This window comes from Microbacterium meiriae (assembly GCF_040686935.1).
GTDB classification, from domain to species: Bacteria; Actinomycetota; Actinomycetes; order Actinomycetales; family Microbacteriaceae; genus Microbacterium; species Microbacterium meiriae.
This window is the reverse complement of record NZ_JBFBMF010000001.1, coordinates 104549-120856: the sequence shown is the minus strand read 5'-3', so window position 1 is coordinate 120856 and position 16308 is coordinate 104549. Positions and strand designations below refer to the sequence as shown.

The 16308-nt window shown below is 70.6% G+C and carries 17 protein-coding genes; 6 read left to right on the top strand and 11 right to left on the bottom strand.

Annotated elements, in window-relative coordinates:
• Positions 1–6: 6 nt before the first annotated feature.
• Together AB0P08_RS00580 and AB0P08_RS00575 are read right to left on the bottom strand one after the other, a co-directional pair.
• The gene (locus AB0P08_RS00580) at positions 7–906 is read right to left on the bottom strand and encodes a hypothetical protein (protein WP_363587450.1); all 900 of its coding nucleotides are present in this window, start codon (positions 904–906) and stop codon (positions 7–9) included.
• The gene (locus AB0P08_RS00575) at positions 903–2162 is read right to left on the bottom strand and encodes a winged helix-turn-helix domain-containing protein (protein ID WP_363587448.1); all 1260 of its coding nucleotides are present in this window, start codon (positions 2160–2162) and stop codon (positions 903–905) included. The genes AB0P08_RS00580 and AB0P08_RS00575 overlap by 4 nt, the downstream gene beginning before the upstream one ends.
• An 85-nt stretch (positions 2163–2247) precedes the next feature.
• Here AB0P08_RS00575 and AB0P08_RS00570 point away from each other — a divergent pair, with 85 nt between their 5' ends.
• Both AB0P08_RS00570 and ilvA read left to right on the top strand, forming a co-directional pair.
• On the top strand, positions 2248–3444 hold the full coding sequence (locus tag AB0P08_RS00570; RefSeq protein WP_187663589.1) for an AI-2E family transporter: 1197 nt from the start codon (positions 2248–2250) through the stop codon (positions 3442–3444).
• Complete coding sequence (gene ilvA, locus AB0P08_RS00565; protein WP_187663590.1) at positions 3441–4670, top strand: threonine ammonia-lyase; 1230 nt, start codon at positions 3441–3443, stop codon at positions 4668–4670. The genes AB0P08_RS00570 and ilvA overlap by 4 nt, the downstream gene beginning before the upstream one ends.
• 66 nt (positions 4671–4736) lie before the next feature.
• On the opposite strand, the gene greA is transcribed toward ilvA, so the two are convergent.
• On the bottom strand, positions 4737–5228 hold the full coding sequence (greA, locus tag AB0P08_RS00560) for a transcription elongation factor GreA (protein WP_136051615.1): 492 nt from the start codon (positions 5226–5228) through the stop codon (positions 4737–4739).
• A 97-nt stretch (positions 5229–5325) separates the two neighbouring features.
• Positions 5326–5712, bottom strand: a complete 387-nt coding sequence (locus tag AB0P08_RS00555) for a DUF4307 domain-containing protein (protein WP_187663591.1) — start codon at positions 5710–5712, stop codon at positions 5326–5328.
• 68 nt (positions 5713–5780) lie between these two features.
• Here AB0P08_RS00555 and AB0P08_RS00550 point away from each other — a divergent pair, with 68 nt between their 5' ends.
• Positions 5781–6068 carry a hypothetical protein gene (locus tag AB0P08_RS00550; RefSeq protein ID WP_363587446.1) on the top strand — a complete coding sequence of 96 codons (288 nt, stop codon included), beginning with the start codon at positions 5781–5783 and terminating at the stop codon, positions 6066–6068.
• Positions 6069–6075: 7 nt separating this feature from the next.
• Here the strand turns inward: AB0P08_RS00550 and trhA are convergent, their stop codons facing one another.
• Complete coding sequence (trhA, locus tag AB0P08_RS00545; protein WP_268777787.1) at positions 6076–6807, bottom strand: PAQR family membrane homeostasis protein TrhA; 732 nt, start codon at positions 6805–6807, stop codon at positions 6076–6078.
• A gap of 96 nt (positions 6808–6903) precedes the next feature.
• Here trhA and AB0P08_RS00540 point away from each other — a divergent pair, with 96 nt between their 5' ends.
• The 3 genes from AB0P08_RS00540 (at position 6904) to phoH2 (ending at position 10389) form a co-directional block, all read left to right on the top strand.
• Positions 6904–7683 (top strand): isoprenyl transferase, encoded by a 780-nt coding sequence (locus tag AB0P08_RS00540; RefSeq protein ID WP_187664116.1) that lies wholly within the window; start codon positions 6904–6906, stop codon positions 7681–7683.
• A 34-nt stretch (positions 7684–7717) separates the two neighbouring features.
• Positions 7718–8848 (top strand): aminotransferase class V-fold PLP-dependent enzyme, encoded by a 1131-nt coding sequence (locus tag AB0P08_RS00535; RefSeq protein WP_363587444.1) that lies wholly within the window; start codon positions 7718–7720, stop codon positions 8846–8848.
• Positions 8849–9006: 158 nt separating this feature from the next.
• Positions 9007–10389, top strand: coding sequence for an RNA 5'-3' helicase PhoH2 (gene phoH2, locus AB0P08_RS00530; RefSeq protein ID WP_370428680.1), 1383 nt, complete (start codon positions 9007–9009; stop codon positions 10387–10389).
• Positions 10390–10873: 484 nt separating this feature from the next.
• On the opposite strand, the gene AB0P08_RS00525 is transcribed toward phoH2, so the two are convergent.
• From AB0P08_RS00525 to xseA, 6 genes are all read right to left on the bottom strand, one after another.
• Complete coding sequence (locus AB0P08_RS00525) at positions 10874–11710, bottom strand: type IV toxin-antitoxin system AbiEi family antitoxin domain-containing protein (RefSeq protein WP_363587442.1); 837 nt, start codon at positions 11708–11710, stop codon at positions 10874–10876.
• A 277-nt stretch (positions 11711–11987) separates the two neighbouring features.
• Positions 11988–13382, bottom strand: coding sequence for a class II fumarate hydratase (locus AB0P08_RS00520; protein WP_187663597.1), 1395 nt, complete (start codon positions 13380–13382; stop codon positions 11988–11990).
• Positions 13379–14053 (bottom strand): carbonic anhydrase, encoded by a 675-nt coding sequence (locus tag AB0P08_RS00515; RefSeq protein WP_187663598.1) that lies wholly within the window; start codon positions 14051–14053, stop codon positions 13379–13381. Before AB0P08_RS00515 ends, AB0P08_RS00520 begins: the two co-directional genes overlap by 4 nt.
• Positions 14050–14694, bottom strand: a complete 645-nt coding sequence (locus tag AB0P08_RS00510) for a DUF4245 family protein (protein WP_187663599.1) — start codon at positions 14692–14694, stop codon at positions 14050–14052. Before AB0P08_RS00510 ends, AB0P08_RS00515 begins: the two co-directional genes overlap by 4 nt.
• Positions 14691–14924, bottom strand: coding sequence for an exodeoxyribonuclease VII small subunit (locus AB0P08_RS00505; RefSeq protein ID WP_187663600.1), 234 nt, complete (start codon positions 14922–14924; stop codon positions 14691–14693). The genes AB0P08_RS00510 and AB0P08_RS00505 overlap by 4 nt, the downstream gene beginning before the upstream one ends.
• A 36-nt stretch (positions 14925–14960) precedes the next feature.
• Positions 14961–16238, bottom strand: a complete 1278-nt coding sequence (gene xseA, locus AB0P08_RS00500) for an exodeoxyribonuclease VII large subunit (RefSeq protein ID WP_315638493.1) — start codon at positions 16236–16238, stop codon at positions 14961–14963.
• Positions 16239–16308: the final 70 nt, after the last annotated feature.

Genomic DNA, 16308 nt, shown 5'->3' with positions numbered 1-16308 from the left:
TCGCCCTCACCACACGGTGAGGGCGAGTTCGTCTGCGGTGATCTCGACGCCTCCGCGCACGCTCCATGCGGTGCTGCGATAGGTGACCGAGCGCGTCGTCCCGTTCTGTCCGGTGCCGGTCACGGTCGCCTCGAGGACGCCGTCGTCGGCGGCGAACGTCGTCGGGGTGAGGGTCACCATCGGGAACCGCTCGACGCGGAAGGCGACATCGGAGACCTCTCGGAACTCCGTGCCCCAGGGGATCCGGATGCCGCAGTTCTCGGGAATCGCGCTTCCACCGGCCGTGCAGGTCTCCAGGTAGGCCTCGAGCTGCGACTGTGCGGCCTCGGTCGCCTCGGGGCGGAGCGCGGCGGTCACTGTCGCCGTGGCGTCGCCGCCGGGCAGCACGACGGTCTCGGTCGTCCCCGTCAGCAGCGTCAGGGGCGCGGCCGCCACGGGATACACGGCAGGCAGCAGCGCCGCATCCTCCGCCACCGGGAGGACGGCATCGCCGACCTGCACGGCCGTCCCGACCGTCGTCGTGGCGCGGAGCGTGCCGAGGCCGGAGGCGTCGACGACCCAGCGCCCGTCCTCCTGATCCAGCCTCAGCCGTGCCCCGTGCTCGTCCCCGTCGAGCCGGAACGTCACGGTCGCTGACACCTCGCCGTCGCTGTCGCGGACCCCCGTGACCTGGGCGTCCTCGATGGTCGAGGCTGCCCCGGCGAACGCAGCGAGGGCGCGGTCGGACACCTCGGTCCCGGTCGCCGTGACCGCCTCCGGATCGCCCGTCTCCAGAGCCCGGAGGTAGTCCCGCACGGCCTCTTCCGGTGTGGGCGAGCGGAGCGTGGAGACACCCCACCACACCGCTGCGGCCACGGCGACGACCGCGATGAGACCGGGCAGGAGCCACCGGTGACGACGGGTCATGCGACACCCTCGCGCACGTGGACATGACGCCGCACCACGCCCGGCGCGGTCGAGGCGAGCGCCGCGTGGACGGCTGCGGTCGCATCGCCCCACCCGGAGACCGACACCTGCTCGAGGCCCTGCCACTGTGCGGCCCGCAGGAGTTCCGCGGCGATCGCCTCGGCGTCACCCGGGCGAGCCTGCGGCTCCCACCACGCCGACTGCACCTGGAGGGTCGAGGTGCCGCGGTCGGCCTTGAGGTCGACGCGCGCCACGATCCGGTCGCCGACGAGCACGGGCAGCGAGTAGTAGCCGTAGCGGCGCTTCGCGGCCGGGACGTAGATCTCGATGCGGTAGTCGAGCTCGAATGCCCGCAACGCGCGTTCCCGGAACCACACCACCGGATCGAACGGGGTCAGGAGGGCGGCGGTCTCGACGCGCCGCGGCAGAACCGCCTCGCGGTGCCGCCAGGCGGGGAGAGGGCGGCCGCCGCGCTCCCAGCCGCGGACGCTCACCGGCTGCACCTCTCCGGTGTCCACGAGGTCGGCGATCGCCGCCGTCACCGCAGCGCGGTCGCGGAGACGGTAGTAGTCCGCGAGATCGGCCGCGGTGCCGACGCCGCTGGAGCGCGCCGCACGCCGGACGAGCTCGCGGATGGCGTCCTCCCGCGGGATCTCCCGAGACCGGATGCCGTCCGGGATGACCTGCTCGGCGAGGGCGTACGTGCGTTCGAACCCCCGGCGCCCGCTCACGGCCACATCGCCCGTGCGCCACAGATGCTCGAGAGCGAGCTTGACCTCGTCCCAGTCCCACCAGGTGCCGCGCTCGCGCGGGGCATCGGCACGGAGGTCGACGGGGCGCAGGGGTCCGCGCGCGCGAAGCTCGTCCTGGACCCACTCCACCGTCCGGGCATTCGAGCGGAGCCAGGAGTCCTCCGCGGACCAGCGTCGCCGGAAGTCGTCCATGCGGAACCGCCATAGGGGCCAGTCCTCGACGGGGATGAAAGTCGCCTCATGGGCGAGATACTCCACGTAGTGGGTCGTGCGGGACAGGAAGAGGCGGTCGAGGAGCGCGGGATCATAGGCGCCGAGGCGGGAGAACAGCGGGAGGTAGTGCGACCGGGCGAACACGTTGACGGAGTCGATCTGCAGCACGCCGAGCCGGTCCATCACGCGGTGCAGATGGCGCCCGGAGACGGTGGCCGGACGTGCGCGGGTGAAGCCCTGGGCGGCGAGGGCGATCCGGCGTGCCTGAGCGGGACTGAGGGTGTCGGTCACGCCGCCAGCGTATCCCCGGTATCCGACATCGTCGCCGCGCGCAAGATGCGTCGAACGGCATACGGCATGACCGTAGACTGAGGCGATGAGCGAGGACCAGCGACCCCGGCTGCGCGATCTGTTCCGTCCGCGCCCCGTGGTGACCGATCGGACCGTGACCACCGAAGCCGACGAAGCGGTGCCGCTGCCTCTGCGCATCACGGCGAGCTACGCCTGGCGCCTGCTGCTCATCGCAGCGGCCATCGGCGTCTTCATCTGGCTGGTGATGCTGCTCAAGCTCCTCGTCATCCCGCTCATGGTCGGGATCCTCATCACCGCCCTGCTGTGGCCGGCGTTCTCCTGGATGCTGCGCCACGGGTTCCCGCGCTGGCTCGCGATCGCCGTCTCGCTCATCGGCACCGCGGCGATCGTCACGGGACTCATGTGGCTCGTGGTGTGGCAGGTGCGCGCCCAGCTCCCCGACGTGCAGCAGCGCACGACCGAGGCCTTGGACCAGTTCCAGGTCTGGCTGCACGAGGGCCCGCTGAGTCTGTCGGACACGCAGATCGCGGACTATCTGCAGCAGGGCCTCGACTTCATCAGCGAGCAGGCACAGGTCCTCTGGACGGGGGCCCTCGCGATCGGGACCACCGTGGGGCACGTCGCCACGGGGGCGCTGCTGTCCCTGTTCATCCTCATCTGCCTCCTCGCGGACGGCGCCGGCATCTGGCGCTGGACGCTCCGGATCTTCCCCCGGAAGGCCCGTCCCGCTGTCGACGGTGCCGCGCGCAACGGCTGGACGACGATCGTCAACTATGCCAGGACGCAGCTGTTCGTGGCGACGATCGACGCGATCGGCATCGGCCTCGGTGCCTTCCTGCTCCAGGTCCCGCTCGCGCTGCCCGTCGCCGTCCTGGTGTTCCTCGGTTCGTTCATCCCGATCGTCGGTGCGGTCGTGACCGGTGCGGTCGCCGTGTTCCTCGCGCTCGTCTACAACGGCCCGTGGATCGCGCTCTGGATGCTCGTGGTCGTGCTGGCTGTGCAGCAGATCGAGGGTCACATCCTGCAGCCGATCATGATGGGCTCCGCCGTCAAGGTGCACCCGCTCGCCGTCGTCCTCGTGGTCGCGGGCGGCGCGATGATCGCGGGGATCCCCGGCGCACTCTTCGCCGTTCCGCTGGCCGCGTTCGTGAACGTGGCGGCGGTGACCATCAGCTCGGGATCCTGGCGCACCGGCGTCGGGCCGAGCGGAGACCTGATCTGGAGCACAGTTCCGCGCGAGCGGAGACGGAGGAATCGATGAGCGCAGTCCCCAGCCTGACCGAGTTCCAGGACGCGGCTCGAAGTCTGGCTGAGGTGATCTCGCACACCCCGACCCTGCCCTCGCGGGCGCTGTCCGATGCGCTCGGCGCCCCGGTGCTGCTGAAGATGGAGAACCTCCAGCGCACGGGCTCCTTCAAGATCCGCGGTGCGGCCTACCGCCTCTCCCGGCTCAGCGCGGAGGAGCGCTCCCGTGGCGTCGTGGCGGCCTCCGCCGGGAACCACGCACAGGGCGTCGCCCTGGCCGCCCAGGCACTCGGCATCCCCGCGACGATCTTCATGCCGCTCGGGGTCCCGGTTCCGAAGCTCCTCGCCACACGCGGGTACGGCGCGGACGTGGTGCTCGAGGGGGAGACGGTCGCCACCTCGCTGCGCCTGGCCGCCGAGTTCTCCGAGCGCACCGGTGCCGTGCTCATCCATCCCTTCGATCACCGTGACATCGTCATCGGGCAGGGCACACTCGGCCTGGAACTGCTGGAGGATGCGCCCGAGATCGACACCGTCGTCCTCGGGATCGGCGGCGGCGGGCTGATCGCCGGCGTCGCCGCAGCGGTGAAGGCCAAGGCCGCGGAACTCGGTCGCACGATCCGCGTGATCGGTGTGCAGGCGGAGAACGCGGCCGCCGTCCCGCCGTCGCTGGCGGCCGGGGAGCCGGTCGACATCGTCACGCGCCCCACCATCGCGGACGGCATCCTCGTCGCGCGACCGGGCGCCGTGCCGTTCGAGATCATCAAGGAGCTCGTCGACGAGGTCGTCACGGTCTCCGACGACGACCTCGCGCGCGCGATGCTCGTGCTCCTGGAACAGGCGAAGGTCGTGGTCGAGCCGGCCGGTGCGGCAGGCGTCGCCGCCATCCTCTCCGGACGCGTGTCGGCGACCGGCACGACGATGGCGGTGCTGTCCGGCGGCAACATCGACCCGCTCCTGCTGCAGCGGGTGGTGTCGCATGGCCTCGCCGCCTCCGGGCGGTACCTCACGATCCGCATCCCGCTGCCCGACCGTCCGGGTCAGCTCGCCCGCGTGTCCGAGCTCATCGCGGAGGCGGGAGCGAACGTCATCGAGGCCATGCACACCCGTCACGGCCACGGACTCCAGATCAGCGAGGTCATCCTCGAGCTGAGCGTGGAGACCCGCGGGGCGGAGCACTCGGCCCACACGCTGGACACCCTCCGTCGCGCCGGGTTCGCGCCCATCGTCGTCCCGGACTGAGTCCGCCCGATACGACGCACCCCCTCGACCGTCGCGGTCGAGGGGGTGCGTCGTGAAGCACAGGCGTCAGCCCGTGTAGGTCTCGACCTTCACGATCTCGACGCTGATCGAGCGGCCGTTCGGCGCCTCGTACGACGAGGACTCACCGACCTTGAGGCCGAGGATCGCCTGGCCCAGCGGGCTGGCCTCGCTGTAGACGTCGAGGTCGCTGCCGGCGGCGGCGATCTCGCGGCTGCCGAGGAGGAAGACCTCCTCGCCGCCCGCGACGACCGCGGTCACGACAGTGCCCGGCTCGACGATGCCGCGGCTGGCGGGAGCCTCGCCCACCTTCGCGGTCTTCAGCAGCGCCTCCAGGGTGCGGATGCGCGCCTCCTGCTTGCCCTGCTCGTCCTTCGCCGCGTGGTAGCCGCCGTTCTCCTTGAGGTCGCCCTCCTCGCGGGCCGCCTCGATGCGCTTGGCGATCTCGTCGCGGCCGACGGTGGAGAGGTGTTCCAGCTCGGCGACGAGCCGGTCGTAGGCTTCCTGCGTGAGGAAGGGGACCTGAGCATCGGTGGACATGACGAAGCTCCTTCTATCGGGATCCCGCCGAGATGCCGCGGGGGATATGCCAAGACGCCCCGGCACGGTGCCGGGGCGTCGTCTGTCTGGCATCAGTCTAGGCGACCCAGCAGGTGTTCACCAAACCTGTCGTGGCCTCCGCGACGGTCGGGATGCGCTCCGCACGGGTGAGCGAGTGGGCGTCTCCGGCCGGGATCTCCACGATCTTCCAGCCCACGACACCGAACTCCTCGTCGAGGGCTTCGAGCACGCAGACGACGTCCTTGCCCTGGACGCCGGTGACCTGGAAGCGGAGGTCGACGGCATGCTCGTCCACGAGTTCGAAGCCCAGATCGTCGGCATCGACGGAGCTCATCGACTGACTCACGGTGGACCAGGCGAGGGCGGCGAGGAGGAGCAGGGCGACGGCCCCGGCGAGGAACCACGGCCACCGACGGCGGCGGGTGCGGCCGTAGCGTTCGTCGAGCTGGAGGGCGGTCGTCACAGGTGGGGTCTTCCGGTCGTTAGGCTGGTGTTACCAGGTTATGCGACCTGCGTACGAAAGGCCGATTCATGCGCTTCCTCTCCGAGACTCCGATGCCGACACCGTCGATGACGGTGGCTCCGGAGTCGGTCACGCCGGGCTTCGCCGGCTTCGCGGTGATCGTCTTCGTGCTCATCGCCGTGATCCTGCTGATCTGGGACATGAACCGCCGGATCCGCCGAGTGCGGTATCGCGAAGAGGTCCGCGAGGAGCTCGACGCGGAAGAAGCCGCCCGCGCCGCAGAGAACGCCGCGGACGACGGTCGCACCCCACCGGAGGCGCCGGCCGCGTCCGATGAGGAGCCGCGCGAGCGCTGACCCCGGCTCAGGGCGCGCCGAGCGACGGCGACAGCGGGTGCAGGGCGATCAGCAGGCACGCGGTCCAGTGGCACAGGAACGCCAGGACCGTGCACACGTGGAAGATCTCGTGGAAGCCGAAGTGTCCGGGCCAGGGGTTCGGCTTCTTCAGCGCGTAGACGATGGCGCCGCCCGTGTAGAGCAGACCGCCGACGATCACGAGGACCATCATGGCGACGTTGGCGTCGAGCAGGTCGACGATGTACATCACCGCGGCCCAGCCGAGCAGCAGGTACAGCGCGACGTAGAGCCAGCGCGGCGCGTGGATCCAGAACACCCGGAAGAGGATGCCGAGCAGAGCTCCGCTCCAGACCAGCGTCAGCAGCAGGACGCCCTTCGCCGGCGGCAGCGCCAGGGTCGCGAGCGGCGTGTACGTGCCGGCGATGAGCAGCAGGATGTTCGCATGGTCGATCCGCTTGAGGATGCCCTTGACCCGCGGCCGCCAGTTGAAGCGGTGGTACACGGCCGAGTTCCCGAACAGCAGCAGCGAGGTGGCCATGAAGACCACCGCGGCCCACTTCGCCGCGGCGCCCTGCGACACGGCGACGAGGACGATGCCGGCGACGAGCGCGACGGGGAACGTGCCGGCGTGGATCCAGCCGCGCCATGTCGGTTTGATCTCGGTCGCCGCATCGGCGGCCGCCGCTTCGAGCAGCGGCAGCTGTGGGACGTCGGCGCCGGTCTGGTCGGAAGTGCTCACGTGCTCACTCTAAGCGGCTGCGCATGCGCCGCCCCGTACATGTCCCCAGGTTCTGCACCGGCGCGGAAGACCGGGGCAGGGTAGCGTAGGTGGGTGATGTCACGCGAGAGCCCGGGGCGGGGACCGCTGTACCGGCTGTACACCAGCCGGCTGCGTCGTCAGCTCGATCCGGCCTCCGTTCCGCACCATGTCGCGATGATGATCGACGGCAATCGCCGGTGGGCGCGGCAGCTCGGATTCGACACCCCGGCCGAAGGGCACCGTGCAGGGGCGGCCAAGATGCAGGAGTTCCTCGGCTGGTGCGATGAGCTCGGGGTACGGGTCGTCTCGCTCTACCTCCTGTCCAGCGACAACCTCCGCAAACGGGACTCGGCCGAGCTCGCCGACCTCATCGAGATCATCGCGGAACTCGCGGAGGCCCTCTCGCAGAAGGGGAACTGGCGGGTCAAGCACGTGGGCCGCTCCGACATCCTCCCCGTCGAACTGGCACGGGTGCTCGCCGACGCGGAGGAGCGGACGAAGGACCACACCGGACTGCACGTGAACCTCGCGGTCGGCTACGGCGGCCGGAACGAGATCGTCGACGCGGTGCGCAGCATCATCACGAAGCATGAGGCATCGGGTGGCACGCTGGAAGACCTCGCGGCGCACCTCACTCCGGAGATGATCGGGGAGCACCTCTACACGGGCGGCCAGCCCGACCCCGACCTCGTGATCCGCACGAGCGGCGAGCAGCGGCTGAGCGACTTCCTGCTGTGGCAGAGCGCGCACAGCGAGTTCTACTTCGTCGAGGCCCTGGGGCCGGACCTCCGGCAGGTCGACTTCCTCCGCGCGATCCGCGACTACGCCGACCGCGACCGCCGATTCGGACGCTGATCCGGGAACCGCGCGCGCGTGTCACAATGACGCAGTGAGCTCCTTCGACGACTACATCGGAACGTTCGACGCCGAGCCCGGGTACCTGAACTGGGCGGCGTTCGGCCCCGTGTCACCCTCGGTCCGTGCCGAGGTGTTCGCGGACGCGGACCTGCTCGGCAGCGGTCGGCCGTCGTCGCTGGCCCTCGTGGGAGAGCGGATCGGGCAGGCGCAGGAGGTCATCGCCGAACTCCTCGGCGCGGACGCCGCGGAGGTCACGCTGCAGCCGTCGTCGACGCACGGCCTCATGCACGCGCTCTACGGGGTCTCCGGCGCGGTCATCGCGAGCACGGCGGAGTTCCCGAGTGTGAGCCTCACTCTGGAGCGCGCGGCGACCGCGTCCGGCCGCGCGGTCACACCGCGGTGGATCACGCCCGAGGACGGACGGGTCACTCCCGACGCCGTCAGTGCTGTCCTCGACGACGAGGTCGTCGCCCTCGCCGTCAGCCACGTCGACTTCCGCACCGGCTACCGTGCCGACCTCGCCGCGCTGCGTGACGTCCTCGGCCCTGATCGCCTCCTCATCGTCGACGCCGTGCAGTCCTTCGGTGTGATCGACGCCGACTACAGCGTTGCGGACGTCGTCGTCGGGCACGGGTACAAGTGGCTGCGCGCGGGCCGGGGCACCGGGTTCGCCTGGTTCTCGCCGCAGGCGCGCGAGCGCATCGCGCCCGTGCTCTCCGGCATCACCGGGACGACGGCGAGCGGACTCTTCGTCGACGACCTGCCCGCCCCGGCACCGGATGCGAAGGCGTACACGATCAGCGTGCCGGACACGCTCGCCGCCGGCCGGCTCTCAACCGGCGCACGTGATGTCAGGGACGCCGGCGTCGCGGCCATCGAAGAGCGGGTCTCCGCGCAGGTGGACGCGGTGATCGAGACCGCCGACCGCCATGGGATCGCCGTCGTCTCCCCGCGCGAGCGCACCGAGCGCGCGGGGATCGTCGCCCTCGCACCGGAGGAACCCGCTCGGCTCGCGGCGGCCCTCGCGAACGCCGGACTGGTCGTCACGGCGCGTGGCGAGTCGATCCGCGTCGCACCGCACGCGGGCACCGACGTCGAGACCCTCGCACTGCTCGATGAGACCCTCGGCGCGTTCGGCAAGGAATCGTTCATCGTCCCGTAACGAATCGCTGGCGTGTCTTGTCCGTGGAAAACGCCCGGGCGGTCGTACCTTCAAGGCATCGGGCAAGGCGCCCGGTCGGGTCGGCCTCAGGTTCGCGACTCGTGACCCCCTGGTCGACTCGTTCGAATAGCCGGGAATCCCCGGGTCGGGAGTGGGTCGTGACCACACGTTCAGCGCAGCAGTCCACCAGCACCGCGCAGCAGTCCACCCGTCAGACGACGAGACAGGCCGCGGCCGCAGAACCCGATCAGGATCTGCGCACCTACGTCCTCGACACCTCGGTCCTGCTGAGCGATCCGCAGGCGCTCTTCCGCTTCGCGGAGCATTCCGTGGTGCTCCCGGTTGTCGTCATCACCGAACTCGAGGGCAAGCGGCACGACCCGGAGATCGGCTACTTCGCCCGCCAGGCGCTGCGTCACCTCGACGACCTCCGCGTCGAGCACGGCCGCCTCGACTTCCCGGTGGAGGTCGGCGAGGGCGGCACCCTCCGCGTGGAGCTCGGTAACGCCGACCTCTCGGTGCTCCCGGCCGGCATCCGCCTCAGTGACAACGACAGCCGCATCCTCTCCGTGGCGATGCACCTGGCGCAGGACGGCCAGGACGTGACCATCGTGTCGAAGGATCTCCCGATGCGGGTGAAGGCCGCGTCCCTCGGGCTGCGTGCCGAGGAGTATCTCGCGGAGCAGGCCGTCGACTCGGGCTGGACGGGCATCGCCACCCTCGACCTCTCCGGCGATGACATCAGCGACCTCTATGAGAGCGAGGTCGGGATCAGTGAGGACGTGCACGGGCTCCCCGTCAACACCGGCCTCATCATCCACTCCGAGCGCGGATCGGCCCTCGGTCGGGTCACCGGCGACGGCGAGTTCCGGCTCGTCCGCGGGGACCGGGACATCTTCGGCATGCACGGGCGCTCCGCCGAACAGCGCATCGCGATCGACCTGCTCCTCGACCCCGAGGTGGGCATCGTGTCGCTGGGCGGACGCGCGGGCACCGGCAAGTCCGCGCTGGCACTGTGCGCGGGTCTGGAGGCCGTGCTGGAGCGGCAGCAGCAGAAGAAGATCATCGTGTTCCGTCCGCTGTTCGCCGTCGGGGGCCAGGAGCTCGGATACCTCCCGGGCGACCAGGGGGAGAAGATGAACCCCTGGGGCCAGGCGGTGTACGACACCCTCGGCTCCGTCGTCTCCGGAAACGTCATCGACGAGGTCGTGGAGCGCGGGTTGCTGGAGGTCATGCCGCTCACCCACATCCGCGGACGGTCCCTGCACGACGCCTTCGTGATCGTGGATGAGGCGCAGTCCCTGGAGCGGAACGTGCTGCTCACGGTGCTCAGCCGGATGGGCCAGAACTCCCGGGTGATCCTCACCCACGACGTCGGGCAGCGCGACAACCTCCGGGTCGGTCGGCACGACGGCATCGCGAGCGTCATCGAGACCCTCAAGGGACACGGCCTCTTCGGACACGTCACGCTGACCCGCTCGGAGCGCTCCGCCATCGCCGCCCTCGTCACGGACCTCCTGGAGGGCGGCGAGCTCAGCTGACCCGATCCGTGCGGGCGGGCTCTGCACGACCCGGGCCCGCCCGCACGATCGCGTCCCGGCCGCACGATCTCGTCCCGCCTGTTGGCCCCAGCGGCCTCTTCGATCGTGCATCCATGTCGGGATCGTGCACCTGGAGGTCCAGACGTCACGTCACGCGAACGGGTGGATACACGGTCCCGTCGGGATACACGATCTCCCGGATGCACGATCCGACGACAGTGGTGGGTCGATCACGGGTGTTCCGTCGTGCAGGCGTATCCAGCTCGTGCATCCGTCCCGCGGGCCCTCGGACGTCGGTAGCGACACCTGCACGATCCTGGTCCGTCGGCCGGCTGCCGGGGCCAGAGGGGTCGTGCACGCGGAACGGGGTCGTGCAGGTGGAACGGAGTCGTGCGGGCGGAACGGGGTCGTGCGGGCGGAACGGGGTCGTGCAGGCGGAACGGGGTCGTGCGGGCGGAACGGGGCCGTGCGGGCGGAGCCATGGTCAGACGCGGTCGCGGGCCCGGCGCAGAGCCCCTTCGATCGCGGCCTGCACCATGGGCCAGTCGTGCACGACCTGGGCGTAGTCGAAGCGCAGCGTCTCGTACCCGAGTCGCGATGCCGCAGAATCGCGGGAGAGATCGCGGTGACGCATCTCGGGAGCACCGTGGTGCTCGCGGCCGTCGACCTCGATGATGAGGCGACCATCGACAACGAAATCGACGCGGCCGACACCGGGGATCGTGACCTGCGTCGTGAGGTGCACGCCGAGGATGTGGAGACGGAGGCGCAGGAGGGATTCCAGACCGCTGTCCGCGTCGGAACGGGCGAAGTCCACGAGCCAACGCGCGGACCGGGGCAGCGCGGCGCGGATCCGGGCTCGTGACGCACTGCCGATCAGACCCAGGCGCCAGGCGGACTCGAACGAGACGAAGAACGACTCGTCACCCTCGCAGGCGTGCAGGTGTCGGAGCGCGCCTTCGACGCCGACGACGCCGAACCGGGTGGTTCCCTCGAAGTGGTGCCGGACGCAGCGACACCCGAGGTGCGGGTGGGAGCGGCCGTTGCGGCCGAGCCAGACGTGCAGGGCGTCGCTCTCCGACAGCACCCAGACTCCGTGGGCACGTAGCGCGGTGCCGCAGCTGATGGCCCCTCCGTGGGCAGCCGCCGTGAGCACCGTCGCGTCGAGGTCGTGGGTGGCGAACACCCCCGCGCGGACCCGATGGATCCGGCCGGCGCGCACCGCGCGGGACAAGGCGGAGCGGGAGATTCCGAAAGCCCCGAGGTCGCGACCGCGGGCGATGCCTCCGAGACGGTGAAGGGTCGAGACGGGGTCGAGCATTCGCCGATTCTGCGTCCTCCGGCGTCACGGCGGGGGCCGAAGGGCGTCGTGGGGACGAGTCGGGGTGTATGGGGATACGTGGAGGAAGAGTCACCTGCACGATCCGGAGCCGCGGGTAGTCCTGTTCCGGGGATTCCGTCGTGCAGACGGAACGCGGTCGTGCGTCCGAGGTGGGAACCGAGACGGACGGAGAACGGGATCGGAGAACGGGACGGTGCCGGAAACGACGGATGCCGCGGGGACCGAGGTCCTCGCGGCATCCGTCTTCGAGCGTGGATCAGCCCGGGTGGGTCATCGACAGCAGGTCGAGCTTCTCGTCCAGCTGCTCGAGGGTGAGCTCGCCGCGCTCGACGTAGCCGAGGTCGATCACGGCGTCACGGACCGTGATGCCCTTGGCGACCGAGTGCTTGGCGATCTTCGCCGCGGCTTCGTAGCCGATGAGCTTGTTCAGGGGCGTCACGATCGACGGGCTCATACCCGCGAAGGCCGCCGCCCGCTCGACGTTCGCCTGCAGGCCGTCGATCGTCTTGTCTGCGAGCACCCGCGAGGCGTTCGACAGCAGACGGATCGACTCGAGCACCGCGGTGCCCATGACCGGGATGGCGACGTTCAGCTCGAACGAGCCGGAGGCGCCGGCCCAGGCGACCGTGGCGTCGTTGCCGATGACCCGCGCGCACACCATGAGCACGGCCTCGGGCACGACGGGGTTGACCTTGCCCGGCATGATCGACGACCCCGGCTGCAGGTCGGGGATGTGCAGCTCGCCGAGACCGGTGTTGGGGCCGGAGCCCATCCAGCGCAGGTCGTTGTTGATCTTCGTGAGCGACACGGCGATCGTGCGGAGCGCGCCGGAGGCCTCGACGAGACCGTCGCGGTTCGCCTGCGCCTCGAAGTGGTCCTTCGCCTCGGTGATCGGCAGCTCGGTCTCGGCCGCCAGCAGCTCGATGACCTTCTGCGGGAATCCGAGGGGAGTGTTGATCCCGGTGCCGACGGCCGTGCCGCCCAGCGGTACCTCGGCCACGCGGGGGAGCGCCGACTGCACGCGCTCGATGCCCAGGCGGATCTGACGGGCGTACCCGCCGAACTCCTGGCCGAGCGTGACGGGCGTCGCGTCCATGAGGTGCGTGCGGCCGGACTTGACCGCGTCCTTCCAGAGCTCCGCCTTGGCCTCGAGCGCGACCGCGAGGTGGTCGAGCGCGGGGATCAGGGTGTCGATGAGCGCCTGGGTGACCGCGATGTGCACCGAGGTCGGGAACACGTCGTTCGACGACTGCGAGGCGTTCACGTGGTCGTTGGGGTGCACGGTCGATCCGAGGATGCGGCTCGCGAGCGTCGCCAGGACCTCGTTCATGTTCATGTTCGACGAGGTGCCGGAGCCGGTCTGGTAGGTGTCGACCGGGAACTCGCCGTCGTGTGCGCCGGATGCGACCTGGTCGGCGGCCTGCGCGATGGCATCGGCGATGGCGCCGTCGAGGGTGCCGAGCTCCTTGTTGGCCAGGGCGGCGGCCTTCTTGATACGCGCGAGTGCGGCGATCTGCGTCGACTCCAGGCCCTTGCCGGAGATCGGGAAGTTCTCCACGGCGCGCTGCGTCTGCGCCCCGTAGAGCGCGTTCACGGGCACTCGCACCTCACCCATGGTGTCGTGTTCGATGCGGTACTCGGTGTCGGTCATTCCGAACCCTCCTTGGTTGCGGGGTCGATCCCCTCGGCTTCGATGCCGACCGTGACGACGGGCGCTGCCTCGCCCTCGGCCAGACGATAGTTGGCGCCGACGATGCCGAGACGGCCTTCGGCGACGGCGTTGCTGATGATCTCGGACGACTGCAGCAGGTCGTTGACGGTGTTGCGCAGGTGCTCGCGGCCGACGAGCTCCGCATCGATGTCGGCCACCGTGCCGCCACCGCTCTCCGCGAGGACCTTGCGGGCGGCAGGGACGATCGGCGCGATGAGCTTCCAGATGTGCGGGGGGAGCGGGTCGGCGTCGATGGCCGTGCCGTCGATGGCGGCACGCACCGCACCGCAGGAGTCGTGCGCGAGGACCACGATGAGCGGCACCTCGAGAACGGCGACCGCGTACTCCAGGCTCGCCACGATCGACTCGCCGATCACCTGTCCGGCGTTGCGCACGACGAACAGGTCGCCGAGGCCGAGGTCGAAGATGATCTCGGCGGCGAGACGGGAGTCCGAGCAGCCGAACAGCGTCGCGACGGGGTGCTGGGCCGCGGTGAGGTCCTTGCGACGGTCGACGTTCTGGTTCGGGTGCTGGGGCTCGTCGCGGACGAAGCGACGGTTGCCGTCCTGCATCTGCTTCCAGGCGGCGGCGGGGGTCAGCGGGTGGGTCATCGGGCCTCCGAGACGGTGCGGATCTGGGGGATGAGCGACTCCGCGAGCTCGGCGGTGGAGTCCGCGGAGCGGGAGCCGTAGAGGAGCACGTAGTCGTCGCCGGCCTGAGTGCCGAGGGCATAGGTGACGTTCGCCTCGGCGCTGGCGGAGCCGGGCTGGTAGACGTCCCACTCCCGGCCGCCGATGCGCACGGTGTCGGTCGGGGCGACGCCGTTCAGCCGCTGCGGGGCCCAGGAGGCGTCGGCGTCGAAGGCCTGGGCGAGCTTGATGAATCCGCGCTCATCCTGCGCCGCGGGCGCGAGGGTGACCTCCCAGACCACGGGGGCGCCGCTCTGGAGTTCGGCCGCGTTCACCCGCCAGAACTCGTCGGTCTCGGGAACGATAGCCGGGCTGCCCATGGACGACTCGACGTCCGCGGCGATGGCGGCCACGTCGATCGGCTTCGCCGCGACCGGCTCACCGCGGGGGACGAGCGCGATGATGACGACGACGACCGCGAGGGTCACCACGAGGGCGGCGACGAGGTTGCGGACCGTCTGGCTCGACCGATAGGCCTTGCTCGACGCGGCCTTGCGCGCGGCGGTCTCGTCAGGTGTCTCCGGCCGACCGAGGTCGGCGTTGATCGCGGGGCCCTTGCTCATGACGCGTCGCTCTCGTCGGCGGTGGCGGTGCGAGCGGCCTCGAGCCGGCGCTTCGCGCCGAGCAGCCACTCCTCGCAACGGGCGGCCAGGGCCTCGCCGCGCTCCCAGAGTGCGAGCGAGTGCTCGAGGGTCGGTGCCCCCTGTTCGAGCTCGGCGACGACCCGCACGAGCTCGTCACGGGCCGCCTCGAACGACAGCGTGTCCACGGGGGTGTCGTTCACGGCGCTCACTCCTCCATCCTACGTCGTGCCTCGGACGCCTCCCGCTCAGGCGTCCTCCGCGATCTCGCCCTCCGAGCGCACCGCCAACGACCCTCGGTCCACCGTGAGCGTCAGCGCACTGCCCGCGGGCGCATCGGCTGCATCGCGGAGGATGACACCGCCCTCGAGGTGTGCGATCGCGTAGCCGCGGGCCAGGGTCGCGGCGGGGGACAGGGCGCGCAGTGAGGCGCGCAACTCGCTGGTCCGGCGGCCGGCGTCATCGAGCTGCCGGGTGACCGCGTCGCGGCCACGGGCGAGGAGCAGGAAGGTCTCCTGCGCGCGCGTGTCGATGATCGGAGCGGGCGAGCGCAGCACGGGACGGGACCGCAGCTGCTCCAGCTGGGCGATGTCGTGCGAGAGGCGCTGGGTGAGGCGCGTCGTGGCGCGGGACCGGAGCTGCGCGATGAGCGCGCGCTGCTCACCGACGTCCGGAACGACGCGCTTGGCGGCGTCGGTCGGCGTCGACGCGCGCAGATCGGCGACGTCGTCGAGGAGGGGATGGTCGTTCTCATGGCCGATGGCGCTGACCACCGGCGTGGAGGCCGCCGCGACGGCGCGGACCAGGCGCTCGTCGCTGAAGCCGAGGAGGGTCTGCGGGTCGCCGCCGCCGCGCGCGATGATGATGACGTCGACCTCGGGGTCTGCGTCGAGACGGGCCAACGCGGCCAGGGTGTCCGGCACGCAGCGGTCGCCCTGTACGGCGGCGTACGCGGTCTTGAACCGTACCTGCGGCCACCGCAGCTCGGCGTTGCGGTGCACGTCCTTCTCGGCGTCCGAGCGCTCGCCGGTGATGAGGCCGATGACGTGGGGGAGGAACGGCAGGCGCTTCTTGCGGGCGGGGTCGAAGAGGCCTTCCTGGCGGAGCTGCACGCGCAGCCGCTCCAGGCGTTCGAGCTGGTCGCCGAGCCCGACGTGCTTCATGGCGGAGACCGCGAAGCTGAAGTCGCCGGAGCGGACGAAGTAGTCGGCCTTGACGGCGGCGACGACGTGATCGCCCACACCCAGGTCGGCGGGGATGCGGCCGCGCACGCTCGACCAGACGCGGATGGAGATCTGCGCGTCGGAGCGGGTGTCCTTGAGGCGGGCGAAGACGTTCCCGGCGCGGACGTTCCAGGAGGTGATCTCGCCCTCGACCCAGACCGTGTTCCAGCGGGCCACGAAGTCGCGGATGGTGGCGTTCAGTCGGGCCACGGACGTCGGCGCCTGGGCGGTGGAGTCGCGCGGGGCCACGGCATCCGCCGGTGGCGTCTCGCCCGGTCCTGTCGCCGCTTCGAAGACTGTCATCTGCTCCCGTTCCTGCCCGCGCACTCACCGGCCCCGTCCAGCCGGGCGACGGTAGAATCGAGGGGTGACT